The sequence below is a fragment of the Mucilaginibacter gracilis genome (genome assembly GCF_003633615.1).
In the GTDB taxonomy this organism is placed as follows: domain Bacteria; phylum Bacteroidota; class Bacteroidia; order Sphingobacteriales; family Sphingobacteriaceae; genus Mucilaginibacter; species Mucilaginibacter gracilis.
Genome location: NZ_RBKU01000001.1, coordinates 767,048 through 791,261, shown reverse-complemented (window position 1 = coordinate 791,261; position 24,214 = coordinate 767,048). Strand labels below are relative to the sequence as shown.

General features: G+C 37.5%; 17 protein-coding genes. 13 read left to right on the top strand and 4 right to left on the bottom strand.

Going from position 1 to position 24,214, the window contains the following annotated elements:
* Nucleotides 1–421 precede the first annotated feature (421 nt).
* The 4 genes from BDD43_RS03280 to BDD43_RS03265 all read left to right on the top strand — a co-directional run bounded on the left by BDD43_RS03280 (nucleotide 422) and on the right by BDD43_RS03265 (nucleotide 10,220).
* The gene (locus BDD43_RS03280; protein ID WP_147425560.1) at nucleotides 422–4,372 is read left to right on the top strand and encodes a hybrid sensor histidine kinase/response regulator transcription factor; all 3,951 of its coding nucleotides are present in this window, start codon (nucleotides 422–424) and stop codon (nucleotides 4,370–4,372) included.
* A gap of 115 nt (nucleotides 4,373–4,487) precedes the next feature.
* Nucleotides 4,488–6,806, top strand: a complete 2,319-nt coding sequence (locus BDD43_RS03275) for a glycoside hydrolase family 31 protein (protein WP_121196320.1) — start codon at nucleotides 4,488–4,490, stop codon at nucleotides 6,804–6,806.
* Nucleotides 6,807–7,077: 271 nt separating this feature from the next.
* Nucleotides 7,078–9,018 (top strand): family 43 glycosylhydrolase, encoded by a 1,941-nt coding sequence (locus tag BDD43_RS03270; RefSeq protein ID WP_121196318.1) that lies wholly within the window; start codon nucleotides 7,078–7,080, stop codon nucleotides 9,016–9,018.
* Nucleotides 9,019–9,113: 95 nt separating this feature from the next.
* Entirely contained in the window at nucleotides 9,114–10,220 is a 1,107-nt protein-coding gene (locus BDD43_RS03265; RefSeq protein WP_121196317.1) for a TlpA disulfide reductase family protein, read from the top strand.
* A 344-nt stretch (nucleotides 10,221–10,564) separates the two neighbouring features.
* On the opposite strand, the gene BDD43_RS03260 is transcribed toward BDD43_RS03265, so the two are convergent.
* The gene (locus tag BDD43_RS03260) at nucleotides 10,565–11,305 is read right to left on the bottom strand and encodes a LytR/AlgR family response regulator transcription factor (RefSeq protein WP_121196315.1); all 741 of its coding nucleotides are present in this window, start codon (nucleotides 11,303–11,305) and stop codon (nucleotides 10,565–10,567) included.
* A 514-nt stretch (nucleotides 11,306–11,819) separates the two neighbouring features.
* Between BDD43_RS03260 and BDD43_RS03255 the strand changes: the two genes are divergently transcribed.
* Both BDD43_RS03255 and BDD43_RS03245 read left to right on the top strand, forming a co-directional pair.
* Nucleotides 11,820–12,575, top strand: coding sequence for a LytR/AlgR family response regulator transcription factor (locus BDD43_RS03255; protein WP_121196314.1), 756 nt, complete (start codon nucleotides 11,820–11,822; stop codon nucleotides 12,573–12,575).
* Nucleotides 12,576–13,391: 816 nt separating this feature from the next.
* Nucleotides 13,392–14,069 (top strand): hypothetical protein, encoded by a 678-nt coding sequence (locus BDD43_RS03245; protein ID WP_121196311.1) that lies wholly within the window; start codon nucleotides 13,392–13,394, stop codon nucleotides 14,067–14,069.
* Here BDD43_RS03245 and BDD43_RS03240 read toward each other — a convergent pair.
* A protein-coding gene (locus BDD43_RS03240) for an IS630 family transposase (protein ID WP_233276784.1) occupies nucleotides 14,066–15,198 on the bottom strand; the annotation gives its coding sequence in 2 pieces (ribosomal slippage) (nucleotides 14,066–14,769 and nucleotides 14,769–15,198; 1,134 coding nt in all). The genes BDD43_RS03245 and BDD43_RS03240 overlap by 4 nt on opposite strands.
* Nucleotides 15,199–15,372: 174 nt before the next feature.
* Here BDD43_RS03240 and BDD43_RS03235 point away from each other — a divergent pair.
* From BDD43_RS03235 to BDD43_RS03205, 7 genes are all read left to right on the top strand, one after another.
* A complete protein-coding gene (locus BDD43_RS03235) occupies nucleotides 15,373–16,107 on the top strand; it encodes a TlpA family protein disulfide reductase (RefSeq protein ID WP_121196124.1) in 735 nt (244 codons plus the stop codon).
* Between the two features lie 133 nt (nucleotides 16,108–16,240).
* Nucleotides 16,241–17,065 carry a hypothetical protein gene (locus tag BDD43_RS03230; RefSeq protein WP_147425547.1) on the top strand — a complete coding sequence of 275 codons (825 nt, stop codon included), beginning with the start codon at nucleotides 16,241–16,243 and terminating at the stop codon, nucleotides 17,063–17,065.
* 46 nt (nucleotides 17,066–17,111) lie between these two features.
* A protein-coding gene (locus BDD43_RS03225) for an IS630 family transposase (RefSeq protein WP_233276784.1) occupies nucleotides 17,112–18,244 on the top strand; the annotation gives its coding sequence in 2 pieces (ribosomal slippage) (nucleotides 17,112–17,541 and nucleotides 17,541–18,244; 1,134 coding nt in all).
* A 13-nt stretch (nucleotides 18,245–18,257) separates the two neighbouring features.
* A complete protein-coding gene (locus tag BDD43_RS03220; protein WP_162846968.1) occupies nucleotides 18,258–18,896 on the top strand; it encodes a sensor histidine kinase in 639 nt (212 codons plus the stop codon).
* A gap of 1 nt (nucleotide 18,897) precedes the next feature.
* The gene (locus BDD43_RS03215) at nucleotides 18,898–19,653 is read left to right on the top strand and encodes a LytR/AlgR family response regulator transcription factor (RefSeq protein ID WP_121196308.1); all 756 of its coding nucleotides are present in this window, start codon (nucleotides 18,898–18,900) and stop codon (nucleotides 19,651–19,653) included.
* A gap of 470 nt (nucleotides 19,654–20,123) precedes the next feature.
* A complete protein-coding gene (locus BDD43_RS03210; RefSeq protein ID WP_162846967.1) occupies nucleotides 20,124–21,143 on the top strand; it encodes a S41 family peptidase in 1,020 nt (339 codons plus the stop codon).
* Nucleotides 21,144–21,286: 143 nt separating this feature from the next.
* On the top strand, nucleotides 21,287–22,450 hold the full coding sequence (locus BDD43_RS03205; RefSeq protein ID WP_121201863.1) for a pepsin/retropepsin-like aspartic protease family protein: 1,164 nt from the start codon (nucleotides 21,287–21,289) through the stop codon (nucleotides 22,448–22,450).
* A gap of 145 nt (nucleotides 22,451–22,595) precedes the next feature.
* Here BDD43_RS03205 and BDD43_RS03200 read toward each other — a convergent pair whose 3' ends face one another.
* Together BDD43_RS03200 and BDD43_RS03195 are read right to left on the bottom strand one after the other, a co-directional pair.
* Nucleotides 22,596–22,925 (bottom strand): hypothetical protein, encoded by a 330-nt coding sequence (locus BDD43_RS03200; protein WP_121196305.1) that lies wholly within the window; start codon nucleotides 22,923–22,925, stop codon nucleotides 22,596–22,598.
* On the bottom strand, nucleotides 22,907–24,037 hold the full coding sequence (locus tag BDD43_RS03195; RefSeq protein ID WP_121196304.1) for a DUF4932 domain-containing protein: 1,131 nt from the start codon (nucleotides 24,035–24,037) through the stop codon (nucleotides 22,907–22,909). Before BDD43_RS03195 ends, BDD43_RS03200 begins: the two co-directional genes overlap by 19 nt.
* Nucleotides 24,038–24,214: the final 177 nt, after the last annotated feature.

Below are 24,214 nucleotides of genomic sequence, written 5' to 3'. Positions count from 1 at the left end.
TTCAGTCTTCATATAGCTCAAAAGCGTCTGCATAGACAACAAATGGATTCACATAGCAAGAGCATAATGATTGAATTTGAATCATTATTGAATGACATTACTAAAAGGTAATAAACCGTTTAAAGCCAAATAATTACAATGAATTCAATTTTTTGACGAAAAATCATCAAAAATGAAGTTTATTTCATCATGATTGTTGTTGTTACCAATCGTGTGTTTTTATATTTGGTGCTGTTAAACTAAATATATAAACCAATTTCGAGACCTGACTCGAGAAACTTACTTCATACAGATTTATTTAAAGTCCCGAACGAAATGCTATGAAAGCAGCGATACGTTTGTGTCTGTGCATAAGATTTTTAAGAAGTTTTGTTTCAGACAATAGATTAGATAACCCCATGTTGATTAATCGTATTAAAACGTGATTAGATTTTTTTTAGTTTCATTTTTATTGTTATTAAACTACAGCTGTTTTGCGCAGTCATTGGGTGTATTTAAGCCCATTGATACTCGTGATGGGCTTTCAGAAAATAGCCTTAGAAGCATTTTGCAGTTACCTGACGGACAGATGGTGTTTGTAAATGAAGGCATAATAAACTTATATAATGGAGCTTCGTTTCAATACCTCCATATAAATGAAAACTTTAGTTATCCTATTCCCGGATATACTGGTTTACATCATATTTATTCGGATAATAACGGCCACTTGTGGTTAAAAAGGTACGGAGAGCTATTGCTGATCGATCTTAAGTTGGAACGGCAGGAGGAAAATCTGGCCGCAGTATTAGCATCATATGGGATCAAAGAAAGCCTTTCAGACTTTTACATTGATAGCCAGCATAATCTCTGGTTAATCACAAAATCAGGGAAATTATTTCTAAAAAAGAGCTCATCTCACCGTGCAGAGCTTTTCCTTTCTCTATCCGATATTGAAGACTCTGATCCAATATCGGATGTAGCATATGATAATGGTATAGCTTATTTTTTTTTACATTCCGGAATAATGATCGCCATGGATATGGCTGATCGGAAAGTACTTTTCAAACAGAACACCTTTGAAGGATTAACAGCTTCAAATTATAACTATACTACTTATGTAATAAAAGGTTCCGGGAAAATTTTCCTTTTGCGCAATCGTTTAAGGGGCCTGCTACTGGTTTTTGATATTCACACCCGAAAATGGACCAAGGTATTAGACACCCCCTACAATTTAAATACACTTAGTATAAGTCCACAGTGCGGTATAATCGTAACCGTTCATGACGGTTTATGGGTTATGGACAATGATCTCAAAAACATAAAGTTTAATTCAATATTAAATCTCACGGATGGGCGCTCCATTAACACGGAAATCAGTACATCTGCATACGATCATCAGGGGGGGCTTTGGCTGGGAACGTTTAGTAAAGGGCTTCTTTTTTATAACCCTGCCAGTTACAAAATTAAGCAGGTAGATCGTTCATACTTTCCGCTTAAAAACAAAAGAGAACTTAATATTAAATCATTTGCAGAGCTGGATTCTGGCAAAACAGTTTTATTAGGTACCGACCAGGGTATATTTCTTTATGATTTCATTTCAGATAAAATACAAATATGGCCGTTATTGCCAACGCAAAGCGACAATCAATTTATTTTTAAAGACAGTCGAAAGAATGTTTGGATTGCACAAGCTGATATGTTGGTAAAATATTTAAATGGAAAACTTACCGTTATAAATATCCCAGAAGTAACTAAGATGGTTGAAGATGGCCAAAAACGTTTATTTATCATTGGGAAAGACAACAAACTATATAAACTAAATCCACAAGCCAATAGTATAGAACCAGTTTATAACAAAATTGAAGGACGTTCGGAGGTCTTAATTGCTTCGGACTTTGTATGCAAAGGAAATAAACTATATGGCGTATCGGGTTTGGGCGTATTTGTTTACGACGAAGATAATCAGACCGCATCATTCGATCGTTTTTCTAGGAACTACAGTTTCCGGCAGTTGAATAATCACCAGTTTAATTGTCTGGCAATTGACTCTTTGGACAGACTTTGGATTGGAACTCAGGATGGGTTATGCATCTGGAATTTTAATACAAAAAAACTTTTTTGCCTTCATACCGAAAATGGGTTGATAAACAATGGTATAAAATCTATAACACAGGATGCTAAAAACAATATTTGGGTAGCTACAGCTTACGGCGTTTCCCGATTGGAAAACATTACGAATTTAAGTAAAATCAGTTTTACTAATTTTTCGAAAAATGATGGTATCATAAGCGATCAGTTTTATGAGCGCGCTAATCTTAAAATTTCCAACAATAATATCTTAATCGGAGGAATAGATGGATTCAATATCATTAATACATCAATCTACCGCCTTACCCAACCGTTAAAACCAGTTTTCGGTGATCTTGTAGTACAGGGAGAGCATATTAAACCCGGGATTAATTACGATGGACATAAAATATTGAATCAATCTGTTACAACAGGCGGAACGGTAAGTTTAAATTACCTGCAAAATTTCTTTAACATCAGTTTTTCAGCCTTCAATTATGCCAATCCCTCCCATACGTTGTACAGGTACAAACTTAACGGCAATAATGATGTTTGGCATCAAACACAAACCGCTGATGGGATAGGACAGGCCACGTACACCAGCCTTGCTCCCGGCCATTACCAATTGCAGGTACAGGTCTTAGCCCCCATGGGAAAATGGGACACGAATAATGCTTTTTTAGATATTATAATTACGCCTCCCTGGTGGAAAAGCTGGCCTATGATACTTTTATATTGGATAACAGGCATCTTTTTGATGAGTTGGATTGTTATGAGTTATAAAAGAAGAGCTAAATTTAAGATTGAAGCAGCTCAGGAAATTAAATTGAATGAGTTGAAATTTAATTTCTTTACAAACATGAGCCATGAGATCAGGACGCCGTTAACCCTTATTCTCACACCGCTTGAGATAATGATTAAAAATATAAGCGATGAAAAGCTAAAGTTTCAGTTAGGTGGCATTTATAAGAATGCCCGGCACCTTCTCGATATGGTTAATCAATTGCTTGATTTTAAACGATTACATACCAGTCAAAGCAATTTACATTTAACCTTATCAGACATAGCCGAAAATGTACAGCTAATATGCGAACCTTTTAAGGAACTTGCATTGTTAAGAAGCATCAGATTAGAAATAAATACCCCGGGCCATCTTTGGATGTACCTTGACACCGAAAAATTTAGCGTAATCATTAATAATTTGCTGTCAAACGCCTTTAAATTTACTGCAGACCACGGCGCAATAAATATCACTGTTGAACAACTAGTTCTTGCTGATAGTGATGCCAAAATGGTTGAGATTAGGATTACCGACAATGGGGCGGGGATATCGGCTGAAGATATTCCTTCTATCTTTAACCGGTTTTTCCAAGCCTCAAATCATGCACTTAGCAGCGAAATCGGGAATGGTATTGGATTACATTTGGTTAAAGAATATGTAAAACTTCACCAGGGGAATATTACTGTTGAAAGTGAGTTAAATAAAGGCACGATGTTCAAGGTCAGTCTTCCTACTAATCTTGAGCCTTGTGAAAAACAACCCGATCTAAAATCGGAACCTAACACAGAGGAAATCGATATTCCTAAAATTCTGATTGCAGAAGACAATGATGAACTAAGAACGGTTGTAGTTGAACAGTTGAAAGGCGATTATCAAGTTACAGAAGTAGCAAATGGCCGCGATGCATTGGATACCGTATTGAGAAACGGTGCAGACCTGATCATAAGCGATGTAATGATGCCGGGATTAAACGGGTTTGATTTATGCCATGCCATAAAAAACGACTTAAAGACCTCTCATATACCAATCATATTGCTTACGGCAAAGGGGGCAGAAAGTTCGCAAATTGAAGGCTATCAGGCCAAAGCAGATGCTTATATCACCAAGCCTTTTAATATGGAGTTGTTGCAGTTAAGGATCAGAAACCTGCTTGAAGATCAGAAAAAACGCAAAGATTTGTTTAAAAATGCCGTCGTTATCCCGTTATCACTTGCCGTAAGTTCAGATATTGATGAAAAATTCATTAAAAAACTGATAGACTCGGTAGAAAAAAACCTTTCCAATTTAGATTATTCTGTTGAACAATTGAGCAGCGATATGAATATGGAGCGATCTGGGTTATATCGGAAAGTGGTAGCCCTAACCGGGCTGGTGCCATCAATGTTTATTCGTTCAGTACGGCTAAAAAAAGCAGCACAATTACTGCTAACTAAGGGCTATTCAGTTTCGCAAATTGCCGAAATCACTGGTTTTAATAGCTCCGGTTATTTTAGCAAGTGTTTCCAGGAAGAATTTGGCGTAAAACCATCCCAATACAACGGATAGCGGTAAAATGCTAAAAATTCAACATGATTAACTTAAAATTCAACATCATTAGTACCGCCGTTTTGATTTTTAAGATAGGTTTGCGTTGATAAGCCATATTAAAATCTATTTATCGATGTTAAAAAAACTAATCTATGCCTCATTCTTTGGTATTGCAGCTTTGCCGGCTTTAACCAAAGGACAGACTCACACAAGTACGTTTTCTGGAGTCAAGATCTCTGCTGAAAAAATGGAGGTTAATGTACAATTTTATAGCCCGGCTATCGTCCGTGTAACTAAATCGCCCATTAATCATAATTTTAAAAAGCAGTCCTTATCCGTTATTAAAGTCCCTGAGAAAGTTAAAATTATATCCGGCAATCTTAATAATGAACTTTACTTTAAAAGTAGTAAAATCATAGTTTTTATTGACCGTAATACCGGCCGTGTACGCTTCAGTGAACTCAACGGAAAAAAATTGCTGACAGAAAAGGATCGCGGTACCAATTTTTCATCAGTACAGGATAATGGGCACGAGACGTATGATGTCAAACAATCATTCACCCTGGATACGGCTGAAGCTTTATATGGATTAGGGCAGTTACAAAATGGCAAATTAAGCCAGAGAAACCAAAAAGTCCTTTTAAAGCAGGAAAATACACGCGTTAGCATCCCATTTATTCAATCTTCTAAAGGTTATGGCGTTTTTTGGGATAACTATTCTCCGACAACTTTTGAAGACACACCCCAGGAAACTTCGTTTGATTCGCAACGGGGAGATTGCTCTGACTACTATTTTATGTATGGCGGCAACGTAGACGGGGTGGTTGCCAAAATGCGTGAACTAACGGGGCAGGCGCCAATGAAGCCGCTATGGGCTTACGGTTTTATACAGTCTCGTGAGCGGTATAAAACACAGTTTGAGTTAATGGATGTTGTAAAAAAGTACCGCGCATTAAATATCCCTTTAGATGGAATTGTGCAGGATTGGCAGTACTGGGGGCCCGACAGCAATTGGAATGCAATGGCTTTCGATAAAAAAACTTACCCGCGCCCACAAGCGATGATAGATAGTGTGCATCAGCAAAATGCCCATTTATTTATAGTTTCCTGGCCCGGATTTGGGCCCAAAACTCAGCAATATGCAGAGTTTAAGGAAAAGAATATGCTGATCGATTTTGACACTTGGCCGCCCAAAGGTGGTGCCAAGCCCTATGATGTTTACAATCCCAAAGCGAGAAGCATTTATTGGAATTATCTGAATAAAGGAATATTTTCTTTAGGTCCGGATGCGTGGTGGCTGGATTCAACAGAGCCCGACCATATTAATATTAAGGAAAGTGACTGGTATCAGCAAACTTATCTCGGCACATATTTGAATTGGCTAAATGCCTTTCCGCTCGAACATACGAGCGGCGTATACAACAACCAACGCCTTACCAGCGATCGTAAAAGGGTGGTATTGCTGACACGTTCGGCTTTTGCTGGGCAACAACGCAATGGGTCTGATACCTGGAGTGGTGATTTAGGGTCGAACTGGGGGAATTTAAAGCGGCAGATACCCGCGGTACTTAATTTTGGGATGACAGGTTTACCTTACTGGAACGTTGATATCGGAGGTTTCTTTGCAGGCGCATTTGTGAAAGACGGCGGGGCAAAGAATCCTGAATTCCAAAAACTTTATGTGCGTTGGATGCAGTTCAGCACATTCACCTCTATGATGCGCTCACACGGAACGGATATACCCAGGGAAATTTATCAGTTTGGTAACAAGGGCGATTGGGCTTTTGATGTTCAGGAAAAATACATTAACCTGAGGTATAAACTGCTGCCATACATCTATTCGGTAGGTTGGAATGTAACGCATAATTCCGGGTCATTTATACGTCCGCTGCTTGCTGATTACCCTAATGACCGAAAAGTTAGAAACTTGTCTTCCGAGTTTTTACTGGGCAAATCTTTATTGATTTCGCCTGTAACTGATAAAGATGTACAAGACCAGCAAGTTTATCTTCCTGCCGGTTACTGGTATGATTTCTGGACTGGTGAGAAGATTGCAGGTAATAAAATGATCGATAAAAAAACGCCTATCGATGTTATTCCATTCTTTGTAAAAGCAGGTACCATTATCCCATGGGGCCCATCTGTACAATACGCATTGGAAAAGAAATGGGATAAACTTGATATCAGGATTTATCCGGGTGCTGACGGAGACTTTACCTTGTATGAAGACGAGAACGATAACTATAACTACGAGAAGCAAAAATACAGCGAAATAACTTTTCATTGGAATGATAAAGCAAAGACGCTTACAATTGATTCGCGCAGAGGAGGTTTTGAAGGAATGCTTACTAACCGGAAATTCAATGTGGATATTTCTCCGGTTGGTGCAGAGAATGCTGCAAAAGGAAAAATAGTGTCATACACCGGTACAAAAACAACAGTGAAGCTTTAATGAAACTTCCAAGATGAAAGCATTTAAAAAATTATTGCTAGTTGTTTTTTGGGCTTCAGGTATAGCTGCAAAAAGCACAAAACCCGATTAACAAACGAAATATACAGTCGATCCAAGGTAAACTCTTTAATTTAAATTGGTGGAAATTTATTAAGTAAACGTTCAAATAGGTAACCTTACATGGTGTTAAATCGGGATAAAAAATTCAGATGAAATTATATTCTTGCTAACATAGCTGTAATTTAGAAAACTAAGTTTTTAGAGCGACTAAATGAAATTAAAAAAGATAACCTTAATCTTATCAATTGCTACGTTTTGCTTCTTTTCAAGTAAGAGTTCTTGTCAGCAAAACCACTCCAAAAACTTTGAAGGCTATCTGTTTGCCTACTTTGAAGGTTCGGGCGACGTAAACCTGCAGGAGCAGCTGCGGTTCGCGGTAAGCTCCGATGCTGTAAACTGGGTAGCGCTTAACAATAACAAACCAATTATCCCATCCAAAGAAATATCGGAAACCGGCGGGATACGCGATCCGCATATTTTACGTGGTGCAGACGATAAATCATATTACATAACGGCTACAGACATGTATACCTACAAAAATGGCTGGGATAGTAATCCGGGTATTATCATGATGCATTCTGATGATTTAATTAATTGGCACCATTCGGTAATTGACCTTGCAAAGCTATACCCTCAAAAATTCGGTAACGTTAAATGGGTTTGGGCACCACAAACTATTTATGACACCAAGGCTAAAAAATATCTGGTGTATTTTACTATACGGTTTAAAAATGATCCTAAACTTGATTTTTATGCAGCTTATGCCAATAAAGATTTCAGCGGTTTTACTGAAGAGCCCAAGTTGATGTTTAGCGCTAAATACGGCGCTATAGATGGCGACATTATCCATAAGGATGGGCTTTATCATTTCTTTTTCAAAGGCAATAATAAAGACAGTACCGGCAAAGAAATTCAAAACGGAATAAAACAGGCAACTAGTAAATCATTACAAGGGCCATGGAAAGAGGACGACATTTATCTGGATGCTTACTCGAAAAAGCATACTGTTGTTGAGGGATCGAGCGTATTCAAGTTAAATAATTCGGACGATTATATCCTGATGTATGACCTTTATGCTAATCTGCGATACGAATTTCAAAGAAGTAAAGACCTTGTAAACTTTACCCAGGAACCAGAAAAATTTACCAAAAATTTTAATCCGCGCCATGGCAGCGTTATCAGCATTACCCGGAAAGAGGCGCGTTTATTACAATCCCAATGGGGCGGTGTGCCCGAACAATTGCTGCAGCCAGCATCTGCCAACGACCTTTACCATTTTAAGGCCGAAGGCAATCCGGTTATTAAACACGAGTACACCGCAGACCCTGCAGCTTTAGTTAAAAACGATACGCTTTGGTTATTTACCGGGCACGATGCCGCAGGGGGGCAAAGCAACTACAAAATGAATGATTGGTTAGCTTATTCAACCACTGACCTTAAAAACTGGACCGAATACCCTGCGCCGTTAAAGGTTAGCGATTTTAAATGGGCAAAAAGCGGCGATGCTTATGCCGGGCAGGTCATTGAAAAAAACGGCAAATATTATTGGTATATCAGCACTAACTGGTCGGGTATTGGCGTGGCAGTTGCCGACAGGCCCGAAGGGCCTTACCATGATGCACTTGGCAAGCCACTGCTTACCAATAAAGATTGCTTCGCATCAACACATTCCTGGGCTTGTATAGATCCTACTGTTATAATCGACACAGATGGGCAAGCATGGTTATTTTGGGGCAACGGACAATGTTACAGTGCCAAATTAAAACCGAACATGATTGAAATTGAAGGCCCTGTTAAACAAATCAACATCGACGGGGCTGATTATACTGAAGCACCGTGGATACACATTAATAACGGTAAATATTATCTTTCCTATGCTTCGGGGTTTCCGGAAAAGATTTCTTATTCGATGAGCGATCACATCAATGGCCCCTATCAATACAAGGGTATAATTAATGAAATTGCAGGAAACAGCAATACCAATCATCAGGCCATAGTTCAATTTAAAGGCGAATGGTATTTTATTTATCATAATGGTGCGCTACAGCCAAATGGCGGTAGTTTTAGTCGCTCTGTCTGCATCGACCGTTTATTGTATAATGCCGATGGTACTATAAAAAGAATAAAAATGACTTCGGAAGGCGTAAACTAACCGTTGCAGAACGAAATTACTATTTGCCGCTCAACCAACTTACTAAGTTGTTGAACCTATCTTGATTCAATTCAGTCAATTAAAATGCCCTGATAATGGTAAAATCAACGAATTTAAAAGAGTTTCTTACCGGGATATTTTTAGCGTTAGGAATTTATAGTTGCGGTAATCTCAACATTGAAAAGAATGCGGTTATAAAAGGGGACGTTCAAACTCCAAAAAACGGTAAAATATATTTATTAGATATTTCCAAGAAAGATGTAATAAAGGACTCTGCAAACGTCGTTAACGGCAAGTTCATTTTTACGATAAAATCAAAATCTTCCTTTATGCCGTTTGAAGCTGCATTGAGCACGTGGAGAGACACCAGAGGGGTGAAAGGCTTATGGCCGATAGGACTGTTTAATCCTTATCGAAAAAATTACATCGAAAGCACATTTTTCGTTGACCGTGGCATCACTTCCATTAATAAAGTTGAAAATCAGGATTATTATGAAATCAGGGGTAGCAAACAAAATGAACCATTTTACAGAAAGTTGCAATTCGGAGATCTAAATAAAAACCAAAATGCAGCGGAACGAAACGAAGTAATTGCTGCTGACTTAAAATTAATAAAGAAATATCCCTATTCTTTTTATCTGCTGAACTTAATCTATCTAAACCGCGAACTTTTTACAATTAATGAATTAAACCTTCTTACGGCGGCGTTTAACGACGAGGCAAGAACTTGGACACCATACGATAAGTTAAAGAGTTGGATGGCATACCAAGAAAGGGGAAATAGCATGTTGCCTAATATAGTTCTTAAAAATGAAAACGGTGGGCAAAGCTATATTTTTGATGATAATGTGAAATTCAATATGTTGGTATTTTGGGCTAGTTGGTGTGGTCCTTGTCGCAAAGAAATCCCTGTACTAAAAGAGATTTACCAAAAATACCATAATAATGGGCTGTCTATAACAAATATTTCTATTGATAACAATGAGAATAGTTGGAAAGAAGCTGTGGCTATTGAGAAGATGCCCTGGAAACAATTAATAGCGAATGATTCAACAAAAGGCATTTTCAATCTTCACTATAACATTTCTTCAATCCCCGTAATTGTGCTGGTTGGTAAAAACGGAGAATTAATCCAACGTTTCGAAGGTTCGTTAAGAAAAGAAGAATATTATAAAACGCTTTCTATTTTGGATAAAGAATGAGAATATCCGGCGCTTTAAAAAACTTACTTTTCGAATCACATGGAATAAAATATTCATATCAGCGCAATATGACTGTGGTAATTCTGATATTTCGGGGATACATAATGAAATAAATAAATAGTATCACGCATGTTTGCCTGTGCTAATGAAGCGGCAGCCCCATGCAAAATAATCACTGTTAAACAGCGATTTACTCTACCTATTACTTTCTTAAATCAGTACCTATAAGCCGTAAAATGCTTTTAAATTGTTGGTGCTTTTCTGAATGCCCTGTTGATAAAATAAAAATCAATATCTCCGGCAAAAGTTAATTTAAAGCGCCAGATTTCAAAGCCGGAGCAGTATCATTTACGCCCCGGCTTTATGAGTTTCTCGGTTAAAAATACCATAAAATTTTTACGATAATACTCGCCGACTGTTATTTTGAGACCATTAACCATTTTTATGGTATTTCCGTCAATCGAATCAATATGTGTCTTACTTATAATATAGCTACGTTGAAATTGGACAAAATTAGCCAGTTGGCTAAAGATTTTAGAAATTTCTGATAGTGACATGTAAGTAAGAACTTGTTTTGTTGTTGTATGTATGAGAACATAGTTTAACTTGCTTTCCACTGCAACTACATCAGCGTATCTGATCTTGACAATTTTTAGTTGTTCGTCCTTGTTCTTAACAAAGAAAAAATCATCGTTTGGCCTTGATGAATAAATTGTATCATCAAGCGAAGGAAGTATTTTTGCTATGGTTCCGGCAAATTTTGAAAAGGTATAAGGCTTTAAAAGGTAAGCTTCGGCATCTACTTCATAAGCCTCATAGCCATATTGTTTATAGGCTGTTGAAAATACCAAACGTTTTGCTTTTTTTCGAATTTCTTTAGATAGTTCAATACCAGTTATCTGGGGCATTTCGATATCCAATATAATTAAATCCACCATTCCGCCGGAAGCTATTTCTATCAAAGCCTCTAATGGATCGATGTAAGCTTTGATGAGTTGTAAATTGGGTATTAAGCTGATATAATTTTTTAACCATTCGATAGCGAAAGGTTCATCATCGATGATTATACATTCATAGATTTTCATATTGGATAATTAAATTAAGTTCTCTTTATTCTGGTCAAAGGGTTTGATAATCTGAAAGATTAATTATAAAGGGAAAAGTTAATAGCGTGATATTTATATCTAAAACGACCATCATCAATCTTTCAAAGGTGGCATATAAAGAAAATTTACCTTTCCATGTAGAAAATATACCTATTCAGATAAAAAGTACTGAGACTAGCGGCATTTCATTTAATTTTATGGGATGGTTGAATAGCGTCTGAAAGATCAATACGTCAAAATGATATATATTTCGAGAGTTAATTATTATTAGGTAAGCTTTTGAAATTAACTTTACAGATCAAAAGAGATAATTTCGGTACCCTCAATTAAAAGGACTTGAAATCATATTGAAAAGCTACTCCAGAATTTTTACAACCATTGGAAGGCAAATCACCGGATGTTTGTGCATGTAAAATATGGCTTGCTTTACTTTTCAGAATTTAACTATATATAACACCTTTAATCCATGTCAATCACTTAATTATCTGGATATATGTTAAACTGTATCATCGTTGATGACGAACAATTTTCGGTAGAAGCAATAAGGAAATACATTGATATGCTGCCTAAACTAAATATTGTAGGTATTTATACAGACCCTCAAACAGCATTGGAAAAAGTAAGTTTGGAAAATAACATCGACCTGTTATTTATGGATATTGATATGCCTTTGATTTCAGGAATTGAATTGGCAAAAGCCTTAAGACGTAAGACGCAGAAATTAATTTTCACGACAGCACATTCTAAATACGCATTCGAGGCATATGAAGCAGAAGGGGATGCGTACTTATTAAAACCATTCACTTTTGGCAAGTTTTCAACAACAATTAATCGTTTGTTTCCAGCGGAAATTGTGCCAAAGCCTATAGAGTCAAATCAGGAGCCTAACTACGGTGATAACTTTTTCTTGGTTAAGAATAAAGAGGAAGACTTACGTATTGTCAAGGTGATGTATAAGGATGTTATCGCTTTTGAGAGTGCGCATAACTACGTTAAGATATATTTAGTAAGTAATAAAATTTTAACCGCTTATCTAAGTATTAAAGACGTTGTTGAAATATTGGGAGTTCGTGATGGGTTTAAGCAATTTCACCGGGCCTTTATTATTTCAACCGACAACATCAATTATATCGAAGGAAACACAATCAAAATGAACAATAATTTGACCTTCACCGTGGGTGACGGTTTCCGGGAAAATTTTAATGCTTTTATTTCTAATAAACTTCTTAAAACATTAAGGAAAAAGTAGTATCTCACAAGGGGAAAGTCTTATAAATCGATAACTTTTTTAAAATAGATACTTGCTCAATTGGCAGAGAGATGGAATACCGGCAGTAATCGAATGTGGAATTAGATCAAATGGATGCCAGTGTTAATGCGCTTTCAGGTCTTTGTAGCGCGCTTCAAATAATTGATTGACACTGGAGAGGTTTCGGTAATAGTTTGAATCTTTATTGGCCAGTTTTTTTCCTTTTAGTTGGCTATCATTATTGGATTTCTTATATTTGAGCAAGTAAGATTCTTTGTTACAAATATGTAACAAAAGTAAAGTTTGAAAGTGTAAAATCCTGATAAACAGTGTGTTGTATTGGTTCACTATCCCCCTGTTAATCAGAGGGTCCCTGGTTCGAGTCCAGGCTCAGGAGCTTGAAAATCAATGATTTAACCCAACTCTGGCGAGTTGGGTTTTTTTATTTGCAGAAAATTTGCAGAATAGCTTCGCAAAATATCCATCACTCTTATTTTGCGGTAATTTTTTGTCATTAAGCAGACCCCAGGCAACGCAGGATAAGCTAAACGCTTTTTATAAAAAAATTTACTTAATACAATTATTAGAAGTAAATAATTTAAACCAAACAATCGGTTTTATTGATTCCATTATTTAGGCCATTTATTGTAGGCGACGTAGATACGCCTTAATACCTGTCAAGATCATACTGATTATTCTGTTTGATTTAATTTAGGGAATGCAACCAAATTCACAGTCATTCATGCCACTTACACATTTCGATTATTTTATCTATACGTTGGGTACCACCTTTGAGGCATAATTTAACATATCCAAATGAAAAAAAAAACCTTATTATTGATGATGCTTTTTGTTTGTTTACTAACTAATGTGGAACAAAAAGCAAATGGAAAGCCATCCCCCCCCCATAATGCCGGATTATTTGGTTCAAGCTATTTAAAGGATTCGGTAGTATTAACATCCGAGTTGATTAATTTCAACGGAGCATCGGTATTAATGCTTCATAATAATAAGATGAATGAAGAAACAATTGATACCCTTCCTGTTATCAAAGGCAGATTTACAGTCCCGGTAGATTTGATACCGAGACCCCAAATTGTTACATTTTTTATTATTGTTGATGGTCAGTTTAATGGGATTAAAACCCTGCTGGCACCTGGGTATCAATTATCACTCAAAGCAGATGTAAACAACTGGACACGGAGAAATATGAAAATACATTGGGATGGCACAGGTTCGGTGATTAATAACTTTTATACCGAAATTAATCAACACCTCCAGTACTATGACCCTAGCGGTAAAGAGTCTTTTGATAGCTGGTACCAACGTTCCAAAATAACTACCGATTCATTATTCATTAACTGCACTCGGTTATATAATGATTCCCAGGATGACAATTATGCTTATTTTAAAAATTTAATTTATTCTGACGTGAACTTTAACCGGTTAAATGAGCTTTTAGGATACGCCTATAAGTTACTAGTGTTATGTTAATCGTGTAATGACGGATAAAGTCTTTTCAGTTTTATTCGCGCATCTTTATTTTCGAACTGCCAGTTAATTTTGCTGTTCTTATTATTTCTGTTGTGTTGCCATGCCGCTACCTCTTCATTGATCTTCAGCATTGTTGAAATATGCCTGTTTAGGCATTGCCCATTCAATACATGCAATTCTATCTCGGCCATATTGAGCCAGCTTCCATGCTTGGGCGTATAAACAAACTCAAACCTATCCCATAGCCTTTTGGCTTCGGCTGGTTCAAATGTCTCGTAAAATGCAGAGGCCGAATGGGTTTTAAAATTGTCCATTACTAAAGTTATTTTTTTCGCTGTCGGGTACCATTCATCTGCTATTCTTTTTACGAATAAAGCCCAGTCCTTTTTGGTTTTAAACGCCGTAATTTCTACAAAGCGCTTGCCCCTCAAAGGCTCGTTGGCCATAAATATATTGACTACCCCATGCCTTATGTACTCGTAATCTACTCTTGCCTCCTGGCCAGGCTTCATGGCTTGAGAGGGCTGCCCTTCTTCTATCAATTGTTTTGGCGACTCATCCATACATACAACCGGAAATTCCTCATCATAAGGTTTTTTGTATACATCCAATACGCGTTCCATATTGGCTACAAATTCGCTGCTTTTTTCCGGTGGTATTACCCAGCCCTTTACTTTCCAAGGCTTAAGTTCGTTTTTTTAAGCACACTTCTTACTGTTACATGCGAAATACTTTCTACATATTCCAACTCTACCATTTTATCGGCGAGTAGCCTTAATGACCATTTAGCAAACCCCTCAGGCGGCTCGCTGCAACACAAGGCAACCAGCTTCGCTTCTACATCGCCATCTGATTTTGTTTCATAAACACGGCTGGTGGGGCGACGATCTAAAACACCTTCAAAACCCTCTTCAATAAACTTTTTCTTCACCCGGTCTATCGTTCGCATCCCTACTTTCAGGACTTTGCTGATCTGTTCATTTGTTATTTTCTCCGCATATTCCCCTTCATCACAATTCAATAGTATATAGGCTGTCCGGAATGTTTGAGAACTATGGGAGCCCTTGTTGATTATCGAGTATAACTCTCCAACCTCCTCTTTTGTAAGTTTTATCGTATAACGTACCATCTGTAATTTGTTTTACAAATATACGCTTTTATACGTCATATTATATTTAACTTAACACTAGATACTGAAAGCCCTATAGAGGTAGATAAATACATAGCAACTAATTTTGACAGTAAGATAATAAACGACTTATCGAATAGCAGCAATTTGACCTGCCCTGCCTTTAAAAATCTAATGGGCTTTTCATATTGGTACCTTTATTACAGTTTCAAACACGATAACAAAGTAAAGAATAGTATTCCTTATGATAAATATGGCTCATTGTTAAAAAAAATCAATACGACCTTTAAAGGTGATGTTAGGGATTATGTTTTTTACAAGTTTATCAATCTTAATTTAAACGCGGTAATTAACACTTATGAAGAATTTAAGGTGGCTGCTAAAAACACTTTACCTTATTTAGGCAACATAAATAGCACGCTTTACCAAAACGAACTGATAACTCTCATAAATAAGAAAGAGTATGAGCTTGGTAAATACAAAATTGGAGATGCAGCACAAGCATTTTCGCTTGTTGATAATAAAGGAATTAAACATACGCTGTCAGATTTTAAAGGCAAGGTGGTTTTAATCGACTTTTGGGCTAGCTCATGTGCGCCATGTCGTGAAGAGACCCCTTACTTAAACAAACTGTATGAAAGATACAAATCTGATAGCCGTGTACAAATTATAAGTATTGCCGTACGCGATAGAAAGGATGCGTGGCAACAAGCATTGCAGCACGATAAACCGAAATGGTTGCAACTTTTTGATGGTGATGGTAAAACGAGCAATTACTTTACCAATGCCATACCTAAGTTTGTAGTGTTAGATAAAGCAGGATTAATAATTAATTTGGATGCCCCGGCACCAAGTAATGCCGACAAACTGGAAACCATTATTAAAACTCAAATTGAAAAGGATAAGTAGCGTTGTTTTAAAAAGATTTATAATTTTTCTTTTAATAGCTAATCCATCTTATAACAGGTGCCTTGCCCAGCATGTTACTATTTTCGGTAAAGCCCCTATACGCGTTGAAGCGCAAGGCGTATTGCTTAAACAAATGAACAGCAGAACTCTTGTTGGCGATATAAGGAATGAGATAAGACAAAAAATAATACCCATTTATATTGCAGGTAATTGGATAGCTATACGAACCACCAATGTCCCTTTTGGCACAATTAATATATCGGAGCCGGGACATAAAGAAAAGTATAATAATCTGATGCTTAATCATTATCAAATCAATAAGCTTTATGAAAGATCATACTATACCACAACCTCGGTACACGGACAGGGGTACATTTTGCAATTTGACAGCTTAAATAAAGTATTAAAGCAAGTAAAAAGCAATAAACGTCTTCTAAAAGAAGGGGTTGATATAGGCTATATTTCGCTAAAAATTAACGATTTCTTTTTTGTAGATTTTTATGATTACAATACCGATACACTGGTTCGTCGATATTACATTAAACGGCTTAAAGTAATTCCAGAAATTAAAGTTTATCATCAACAGCTGAAGGAACAAATACATGAAAGCCAGGTACAGACCGGTGGTATACAAAAACTGTTTTTTTCACCCGGTGGAAAGCTTGTCGCTGCTACTAATGCTAAACCGGAATTTAGGGATTCTGCTGTTAAATACCTTTTAATAAACCTAAAAACACGAGATACGCTACAGCAAATTGGCCCCACACTTTTAATGCTACCAGAGCTAGCTGCAAATACAGATTATGAATTGCAATTTAGCTATGTTATACAGCCAGAAAGCATGGGGTTACTTTATTTATCAGTAAAGCCATATTGGTATCAGTCAGCCATATTTTATTTTATAGCAACAATTGCCTTTACATTGCTTGTAATTACTGTTATACTAGTGTTAAGTTAAATATAATATGACGTATAAAAGCGTATATTTGTAAAACAAATTACAGATGGTACGTTATACGATAAAACTTACAAAAGAGGAGGTTGGAGAGTTATACTCGATAATCAACAAGGGCTCCCATAGTTCTCAAACATTCCGGACAGCCTATATACTATTGAATTGTGATGAAGGGGAATATGCGGAGAAAATAACAAATGAACAGATCAGCAAAGTCCTGAAAGTAGGGATGCGAACGATAGACCGGGTGAAGAAAAAGTTTATTGAAGAGGGTTTTGAAGGTGTTTTAGATCGTCGCCCCACCAGCCGTGTTTATGAAACAAAATCAGATGGCGATGTAGAAGCGAAGCTGGTTGCCTTGTGTTGCAGCGAGCCGCCTGAGGGGTTTGCTAAATGGTCATTAAGGCTACTCGCCGATAAAATGGTAGAGTTGGAATATGTAGAAAGTATTTCGCATGTAACAGTAAGAAGTGTGCTTAAAAAAACGAACTTAAGCCTTGGAAAGTAAAGGGCTGGGTAATACCACCGGAAAAAAGCAGCGAATTTGTAGCCAATATGGAACGCGTATTGGATGTATACAAAAAACCTTATGATGAGGAATTTCCGGTTGTATGTATGGATGAGTCGCCAAAACAATTGATAGAAGAAGGGCAGCCCTCTCAAGCCATGAAGCCTGGCCAGGAGGCAAGAGTAGATTACGAGTACATAAGGCATGGGGTAGTCAATATATTTATGGCCAACGAGCCTTTGAGGGGCAAGCGCTTTGTAGAAATTACGGCGTTTAAAACCAAAAAGGACTGGGCTTTATTCGTAAAAAGAATAGCAGATGAATGGTACCCGACAGCGAAAAAAATAACTTTAGTAATGGACAATTTTAAAACCCATTCGGCCTCTGCATTTTACGAGACATTTGAACCAGCCGAAGCCAAAAGGCTATGGGATAGGTTTGAGTTTGTTTATACGCCCAAGCATGGAAGCTGGCTCAATATGGCCGAGATAGAATTGCATGTATTGAATGGGCAATGCCTAAACAGGCATATTTCAACAATGCTGAAGATCAATGAAGAGGTAGCGGCATGGCAACACAACAGAAATAATAAGAACAGCAAAATTAACTGGCAGTTCGAAAATAAAGATGCGCGAATAAAACTGAAAAGACTTTATCCGTCATTACACGATTAACATAACACTAGTCTTGCTAAAAAGAAGAATTAGGGCTTCAAAAGAAAAACAAACAGAAATAGAGCAGTCTTTAAGACGGGTACAGGCTCAATTAAATCCGCATTTTACCTTTAATGCTTTAAGCTCTATTCAAGGGCTTATCAACACCAATCAAATTAATGATGCTAATTACTACCTGCATGAGTTTAGTGCTTTACTGAGGCAAACCTTAAACCGTAGTCAGTATATCTTTAACACACTGGATAAAGAAATTGAAATGATGAATACTTACATTGGGCTGGAACAATTGAGATTTAGTTTTTTATCGGATATTCAAATATCAAAAACGCTTAACTTACGCGATATTGAAATACCCACGTTGATATTACAGCCACTGATTGAAAATGCAATTAAGCATGGCGTTTCTGTTTTAGGAGATAAAGGACAATTGCAGATATCTTATAAAGAGGGGCAGCAGCCCGGTGCCCTTGTTATTATTATAAGAGATAATGGAAATAGCTTTGATGATGGCGCAGCTTATGGATATGGCTTAAAGTTGACCTTGGAAAGAATTGCTGCTATCAACAAATTAAAAAGAGAAAAAGCTATTTCGCTGGAATTTAACAAATATGCAGGGACAGCAATATCTTTGATATTTAACAATTGGATATAGAATGATAAAAGCTATAATTGTTGATGACGAGCGGTTTAATATTAGAAATTTACAATCATTATTAAATAGCCAACATTCTGAAATTGAAGTGGCTGGTACCGCAACATCTCCCTCGCAGGCAAGAGGGTTAATTTTAGATTTAAAGCCAGATGTAGTTTTCTTAGATATCCAGATGCGGGGCATGAATGGTTTTGAGCTTTTGAAATCTTTGGATGAACGCTCTTTTGAAGTTATTTTTGTTACCGCTTATGATGAGTATGGAATAATGGCCATAAAATTTTCGGCACTCGATTATTTGCTTAAGCCAATAAGCATTATCGAATTAAACAAAGCAGTAGATAAAATAAAGGATAGGATTAGTACTAAAAAGCAAAATTTAAGACTGGAGAATTTGCTCTACTTGTTAGATAACCAAGACCGAGACGAGAATGAAAAAATCGCATTGCCAACGTTAAAGGAAACGTACCTAATTCCCGTTAAAAACATAGTGAGATGCGAATCATCAAATAATTATACAACTTTCTTTTTAGTTGACGGGGTATCACATTTGATATCAAAGCCTATGTATGAGTATGAGGAACTCCTTTCACCGTATGGTTTTATCCGTTGCCATCAATCGCACCTCGTTAATAAAAAGCATATAGTAAGTATTCTTAATGAGGATTCGGGATACCTAATTATGGAATACACAGGCAGCAAAGTACCTATCTCAAAGCAAAAGAAGAGTATCGTTAAATCGTTTTTTAAAATACAATGATAGTGTGAGTATCAAAAGCTATGATTTGAGGGTAAGCTATGAAATTGAAAAATGTGGATAAAGCATATTAAGCTTATTTACGCTGACTAAATGGACATTCCGGGGCCGTTGAAACCTCGTTCGGGAATATCGAATAGTTAGTTCCCCGACACTTTGACCATATCAACTAATTGATTCTTAATTGAAATTTTAAACGTCAACTACACAAATCGGTGCTCTACATTCTACGGAATCGCCGGGTCAGGCGTCACGGAATATCAACGCCGGGGTGGCTTTTCTAACCCTTTTATACCTTTTACTTTATAGTCCCTGATCCAGTTTCAATGGTACCGTATTTTTCAGACACTTTAGTACTTCAGACCTTATTATGATTAGATTTGACGGTCAAACTCCCCCCGGTGATTTAAACTACAGCACTAATTATTTAAAACTGAGCGTGACATTTTGCGATTAAAAGTCATCTTATGAATATGAAAGCGACTATTTTCCTGTTTTGGTTATTATTTATTACCGGCTTCCGTCTCAAAGCACAGGTTTCTATGCCTGATAGCGTTAAGTCCTTTTTGGATAAAAGCATGGACATTGTTCAGGCGAATTCAATTAACAGGGATTCTGTAGATTGGCCTGACTTGCGAAGACTCATCTATCAAAAGGCAGCCGGGGGGAAAAGTTATGAAGATATTTTACTTGTCTATCCTTACCTGTTCGAGCAGATCGGAGATCATCATGGGGCATTGAAGTTTAAAGGTAAATCCTATTACTGGAAACATTCAGCTCCCTATCACAACCAAACGGTGATAGCGGCTGTTAAAATGTATGATACCGTTATTGTGAAAATGCTATCTGGAAATATTGGATACATTCTACTACCCGGAAATAACGATTTCAGTGCTCAGCATATCGACGATGACTCACAAAAGATCCGGGATGCAATTGCTGCGGTTGATAACAAAAACGTTAAAGGCTGGATCATTGATCTGCGGGTAAATACAGGGGGTAATATGTACCAGATGTTGGCGGGTCTTGGTAATTTGCTTGGAGATGGAAAGATCGGTGCCTTTGTAAATCAGCACGGGCAACAAGACGGGATATGGAGCATCAGGAATGGTAATATTTATATCGATAGCGCACAGGCCTCCAAGATTACCAGCGTAAAAAGAGAAGGAAACAAAATTGTGCCCATTGCGGTACTGATCAGCGGCCGGACAGCCAGTTCGGGAGAAGTGGTCGCGATCAGTTTCGTTGGCAGGAAGAAAGCGGTTCTTATCGGCGAAAACAGCGCGGGATATACAACCGCCAACCAGGGTTTTATAATCAATAAGGATGCGGGCCTGAATCTCGCTATCGGTTTTGATGCCGACCGTTTGGGATATATTTATAAAGGCAATATCTCTCCCAACATATTAATTGAAGGAGGTGACGATTTTGAAAATCTGGATAACGATAAAAAAGTCAGTGCTGCGCGGAAATGGATTTTGAAAACTAGGTAAGAATTGCCATCACGTAAAACAAATTGCCAATAATCTGCTTGGAAGAAGGCCGAAGATTTGATAGTGCAGGATTCTTAGGCCAAAGGTTTATACTTTTTGATAGCCAGAATGTTCTTAACATATACAACCCCAGAAGCTATATTATGAAAAATATTTTGACCTTATCGTTAGTCTTGATCTCGTTTTGCGGCTTCTCTCAAAATAACTTACCGGTTATCCGGGCGACTTCCAACCAGGCTAAAATTTTTGAACCTAACAATGTTGCATCTAACTGGAGCATCAACCCCAAGTTAAAGCCAGACATTCATTCAACCGGAAAACTGGCTTACCCGGGCACTGTAAAGTTTAAAACAGATATTGACTCTATTAGCTTCAAAATAGCGCCAGGAAAATACAAGGATTTTATTGTTCTGCTTAATGGTAAAGATTCCTGTTTTACCAGGATTCAAAGTACCCAGGTGAAAGATTTTAGTAAAATATCTGTAGAAATTCATGACACAATCCCCTTTTTTATCAACCAGTTCAACACTAACTTTCTACCTGTTGTATTGAATGGAACGGACTCGTTGTTACTTAATTTTGATAGCGGAGCAACTGAAATATGTATCACGACTGACGCTTTAAAATCAAAGGTAAAGTCGCGGCCTCAACTTTATAATAACGCTTATGATATACAAATCGGGAACCAAACGTTTAAGAGTAAAATATATGATATATCGATAGCAGGTAACGAAGTGGATGGCTTGCTTGGCTGGAACCTGTTTGATGGGATGATTGTAGAGCTGGATTACGATCATAACAGGATGATTGTTCACTCTAAGATGCCAAGGCAGATTGCGCACGATACCCAATACGCTAAATTCAATATCACATACATTAAGAACAAACCTTTCATTGAAAGTGAAATTTCACAAGGTGGTACCATAAATAAAAGTTTGTTCTTTTTTGATTTAGGCTACCAAAGAGCGGTTATGCTTGACAACGATGCACTCACAGGGGCGCAGTTTCCCACTAATAAAATGCGGCTTATTAAGAAGGTCATAATGCACGGGACGAGGGGCAATGAAGTACCCGTCATCACCTCCAATCTGGAAAGCTTAAAAATAGGAGAATTTCAACTGAAGAACGTTCCGGCGCAAATCATGACTCAAGGTAAGCCGATGCCGGGTGTCAACGTTCATTATTTGGGAAGTGATGTTTTGAAAAGGTTCAACACGGTGCTTGACTTTCAAAAAAACGTGGTCTATCTCAAGCCAAACCATCTTTATGACATTGAATATGCCGACCAAGAGAAAAGAGGCGGATGAAAACAGGTCAGTTTGCTGACTGATAACTAAACGGCCACTTTCCTGCCAGAAACCTAAAAGTGGAATCGTTTTATTTTTCAGCCTGGGTAGGATAAATGATTTCATATCCTTACCGGCAGCCTTACTCATGAATTGCATGAAATGATTAACATCCTGTTGATCCGAAAGAATAAACGGGCGCATGGCTGCATCGAATTTTTCTCTGTCTAATTGGTTTTATAACATAAAAACAGACAGGCACCTTACCGTACGACACACCACTATCGTTGTAATCGGTAGCCAGGTTAGCCCTTCCTTCATAACCGCCGATCAGGTAATTGGCGCGCTGAGACGCAAAAAACACTTTAGTGATCGTATCACCATAGCGGGCAGCCAGTATAGATGCTTCGCAATACGTGGCCCAGCATTCCACCGGAATCAGGTGGTCAATATCAGCGGTATATCCACCTATAACACTTACTGGGCCGCACACCATTGGAGCAGCTCAGGATATAGATCATCAATTTTTCTATTAGGATATCTTTTACGAAGACTAGTCAAATAATCATTGAACAGTGGCATTTTTATAAATCCCCGTTGTTTGCTCATCACTTCGTTTACATCTTTATAAATCATCCTCAGCGTTTGAGTATCGTTCTTAAAAATATCCTCACAGTACAGGATAAAAACACCAAAGGTCATATATTCATTGAATACCTTAACTGGGTTCTGGTAATATTCTGTTCCATAGGTCGTATCCACCCATTTTTTGCGTTCTTTCAATGCCGCGTTTATCTCCATTTCATGATCATTAGAAGGTTTACGTACATAATTGTGGTCAATCTCGGTAAACATACCTTTGGTATTCATCGCCTCTGTAAAAGCCGGCGACCATTGTTCATTATGATCGAGCGGCGGAAGTACCATCTGTATCATTTTGAAATTGCTGTCACCATAATCAAAGGTATAGTTCAGACCGTTGATCAGCGGAGAGCAAAGTATCTGGTAGTTCGCTATTTTGGTGTTGAAATTTTTCTCCAGCCATTTCCATTGTTTTTTGAGATAGCCATTTTTTTCATAATCCGTGACAAGTTCTTTGTAGAAGTTTTTATGCGTGGCGAAGAATGTCCGAAAGCCCGATATCTCAGCAAAATGCTCAATTCCGGCTTTATAAGTTGTAATAGGGTTGACTGTTATTTTCTGGGTACTGACCTCATCGGCAGGCAGAATAAAGATTTCATCGGGCACTAACTTCTTCTGACTAAAGTTATAAGAGATGGCGTTACCCGTCAAGAAAACATAGTTAAGCGGGCTTTGTTTAAGAAGCGAATCGAAAGTGGCTATGACAGGTTCATTTTGATAGGGCTTGAATTGCCGGAGGACATACTGGTAATACGCCCCTTTTTGCTGGATCATATCATCATTGCCAAGCCCGAATTTAGTGATGGCGATCATGATATGGATCAGTTCCTTCACTTCGTTGATCTCTATCTTATATTTTCCTTTATTTTTTTGTTGAAAGCGTGGGGTGAAATTGACATTGCCATCTTGTGCAAATAGGAGCGTTGTACTTGTTAAAAACCAAAGTGATAAGAAGATTTTTTTCATGGTTATAGGTGTTAGAAAAGTTATATGGTTTTAGCTTTTGATTAAAATCGTCATCGGTTCGGGCAGTTGCAACATCATTGAAGGTTACAAACGGTGCGGCCTTAAAGCAGAAGTTAATTTCAATTGTGTGTGTGAACATGGGGACTTCAAAGGTGCATTACAGTTTCCACAATTCAA

Coding starts and splice junctions, on each gene's coding strand:
- BDD43_RS03275 (WP_121196320.1), top strand. CDS start 4,488: ATGTTAAAAAAACTAATCTATGCCTCATTCTTTGGTATTGCAGCTTTG.
- BDD43_RS03270 (WP_121196318.1), top strand. CDS start 7,078: ATGAAATTAAAAAAGATAACCTTAATCTTATCAATTGCTACGTTTTGC.
- BDD43_RS03265 (WP_121196317.1), top strand. CDS start 9,114: ATGGTAAAATCAACGAATTTAAAAGAGTTTCTTACCGGGATATTTTTA.
- BDD43_RS03260 (WP_121196315.1), bottom strand. CDS start 11,305: ATGAAAATCTATGAATGTATAATCATCGATGATGAACCTTTCGCTATC.
- BDD43_RS03255 (WP_121196314.1), top strand. CDS start 11,820: ATGTTAAACTGTATCATCGTTGATGACGAACAATTTTCGGTAGAAGCA.
- BDD43_RS03245 (WP_121196311.1), top strand. CDS start 13,392: ATGAAAAAAAAAACCTTATTATTGATGATGCTTTTTGTTTGTTTACTA.
- BDD43_RS03235 (WP_121196124.1), top strand. CDS start 15,373: ATGGGCTTTTCATATTGGTACCTTTATTACAGTTTCAAACACGATAAC.
- BDD43_RS03230 (WP_147425547.1), top strand. CDS start 16,241: ATGAACAGCAGAACTCTTGTTGGCGATATAAGGAATGAGATAAGACAA.
- BDD43_RS03215 (WP_121196308.1), top strand. CDS start 18,898: ATGATAAAAGCTATAATTGTTGATGACGAGCGGTTTAATATTAGAAAT.
- BDD43_RS03210 (WP_162846967.1), top strand. CDS start 20,124: ATGAAAGCGACTATTTTCCTGTTTTGGTTATTATTTATTACCGGCTTC.
- BDD43_RS03205 (WP_121201863.1), top strand. CDS start 21,287: ATGAAAAATATTTTGACCTTATCGTTAGTCTTGATCTCGTTTTGCGGC.
- BDD43_RS03200 (WP_121196305.1), bottom strand. CDS start 22,925: ATGGTGTGCGGCCCAGTAAGTGTTATAGGTGGATATACCGCTGATATT.
- BDD43_RS03195 (WP_121196304.1), bottom strand. CDS start 24,037: ATGAAAAAAATCTTCTTATCACTTTGGTTTTTAACAAGTACAACGCTC.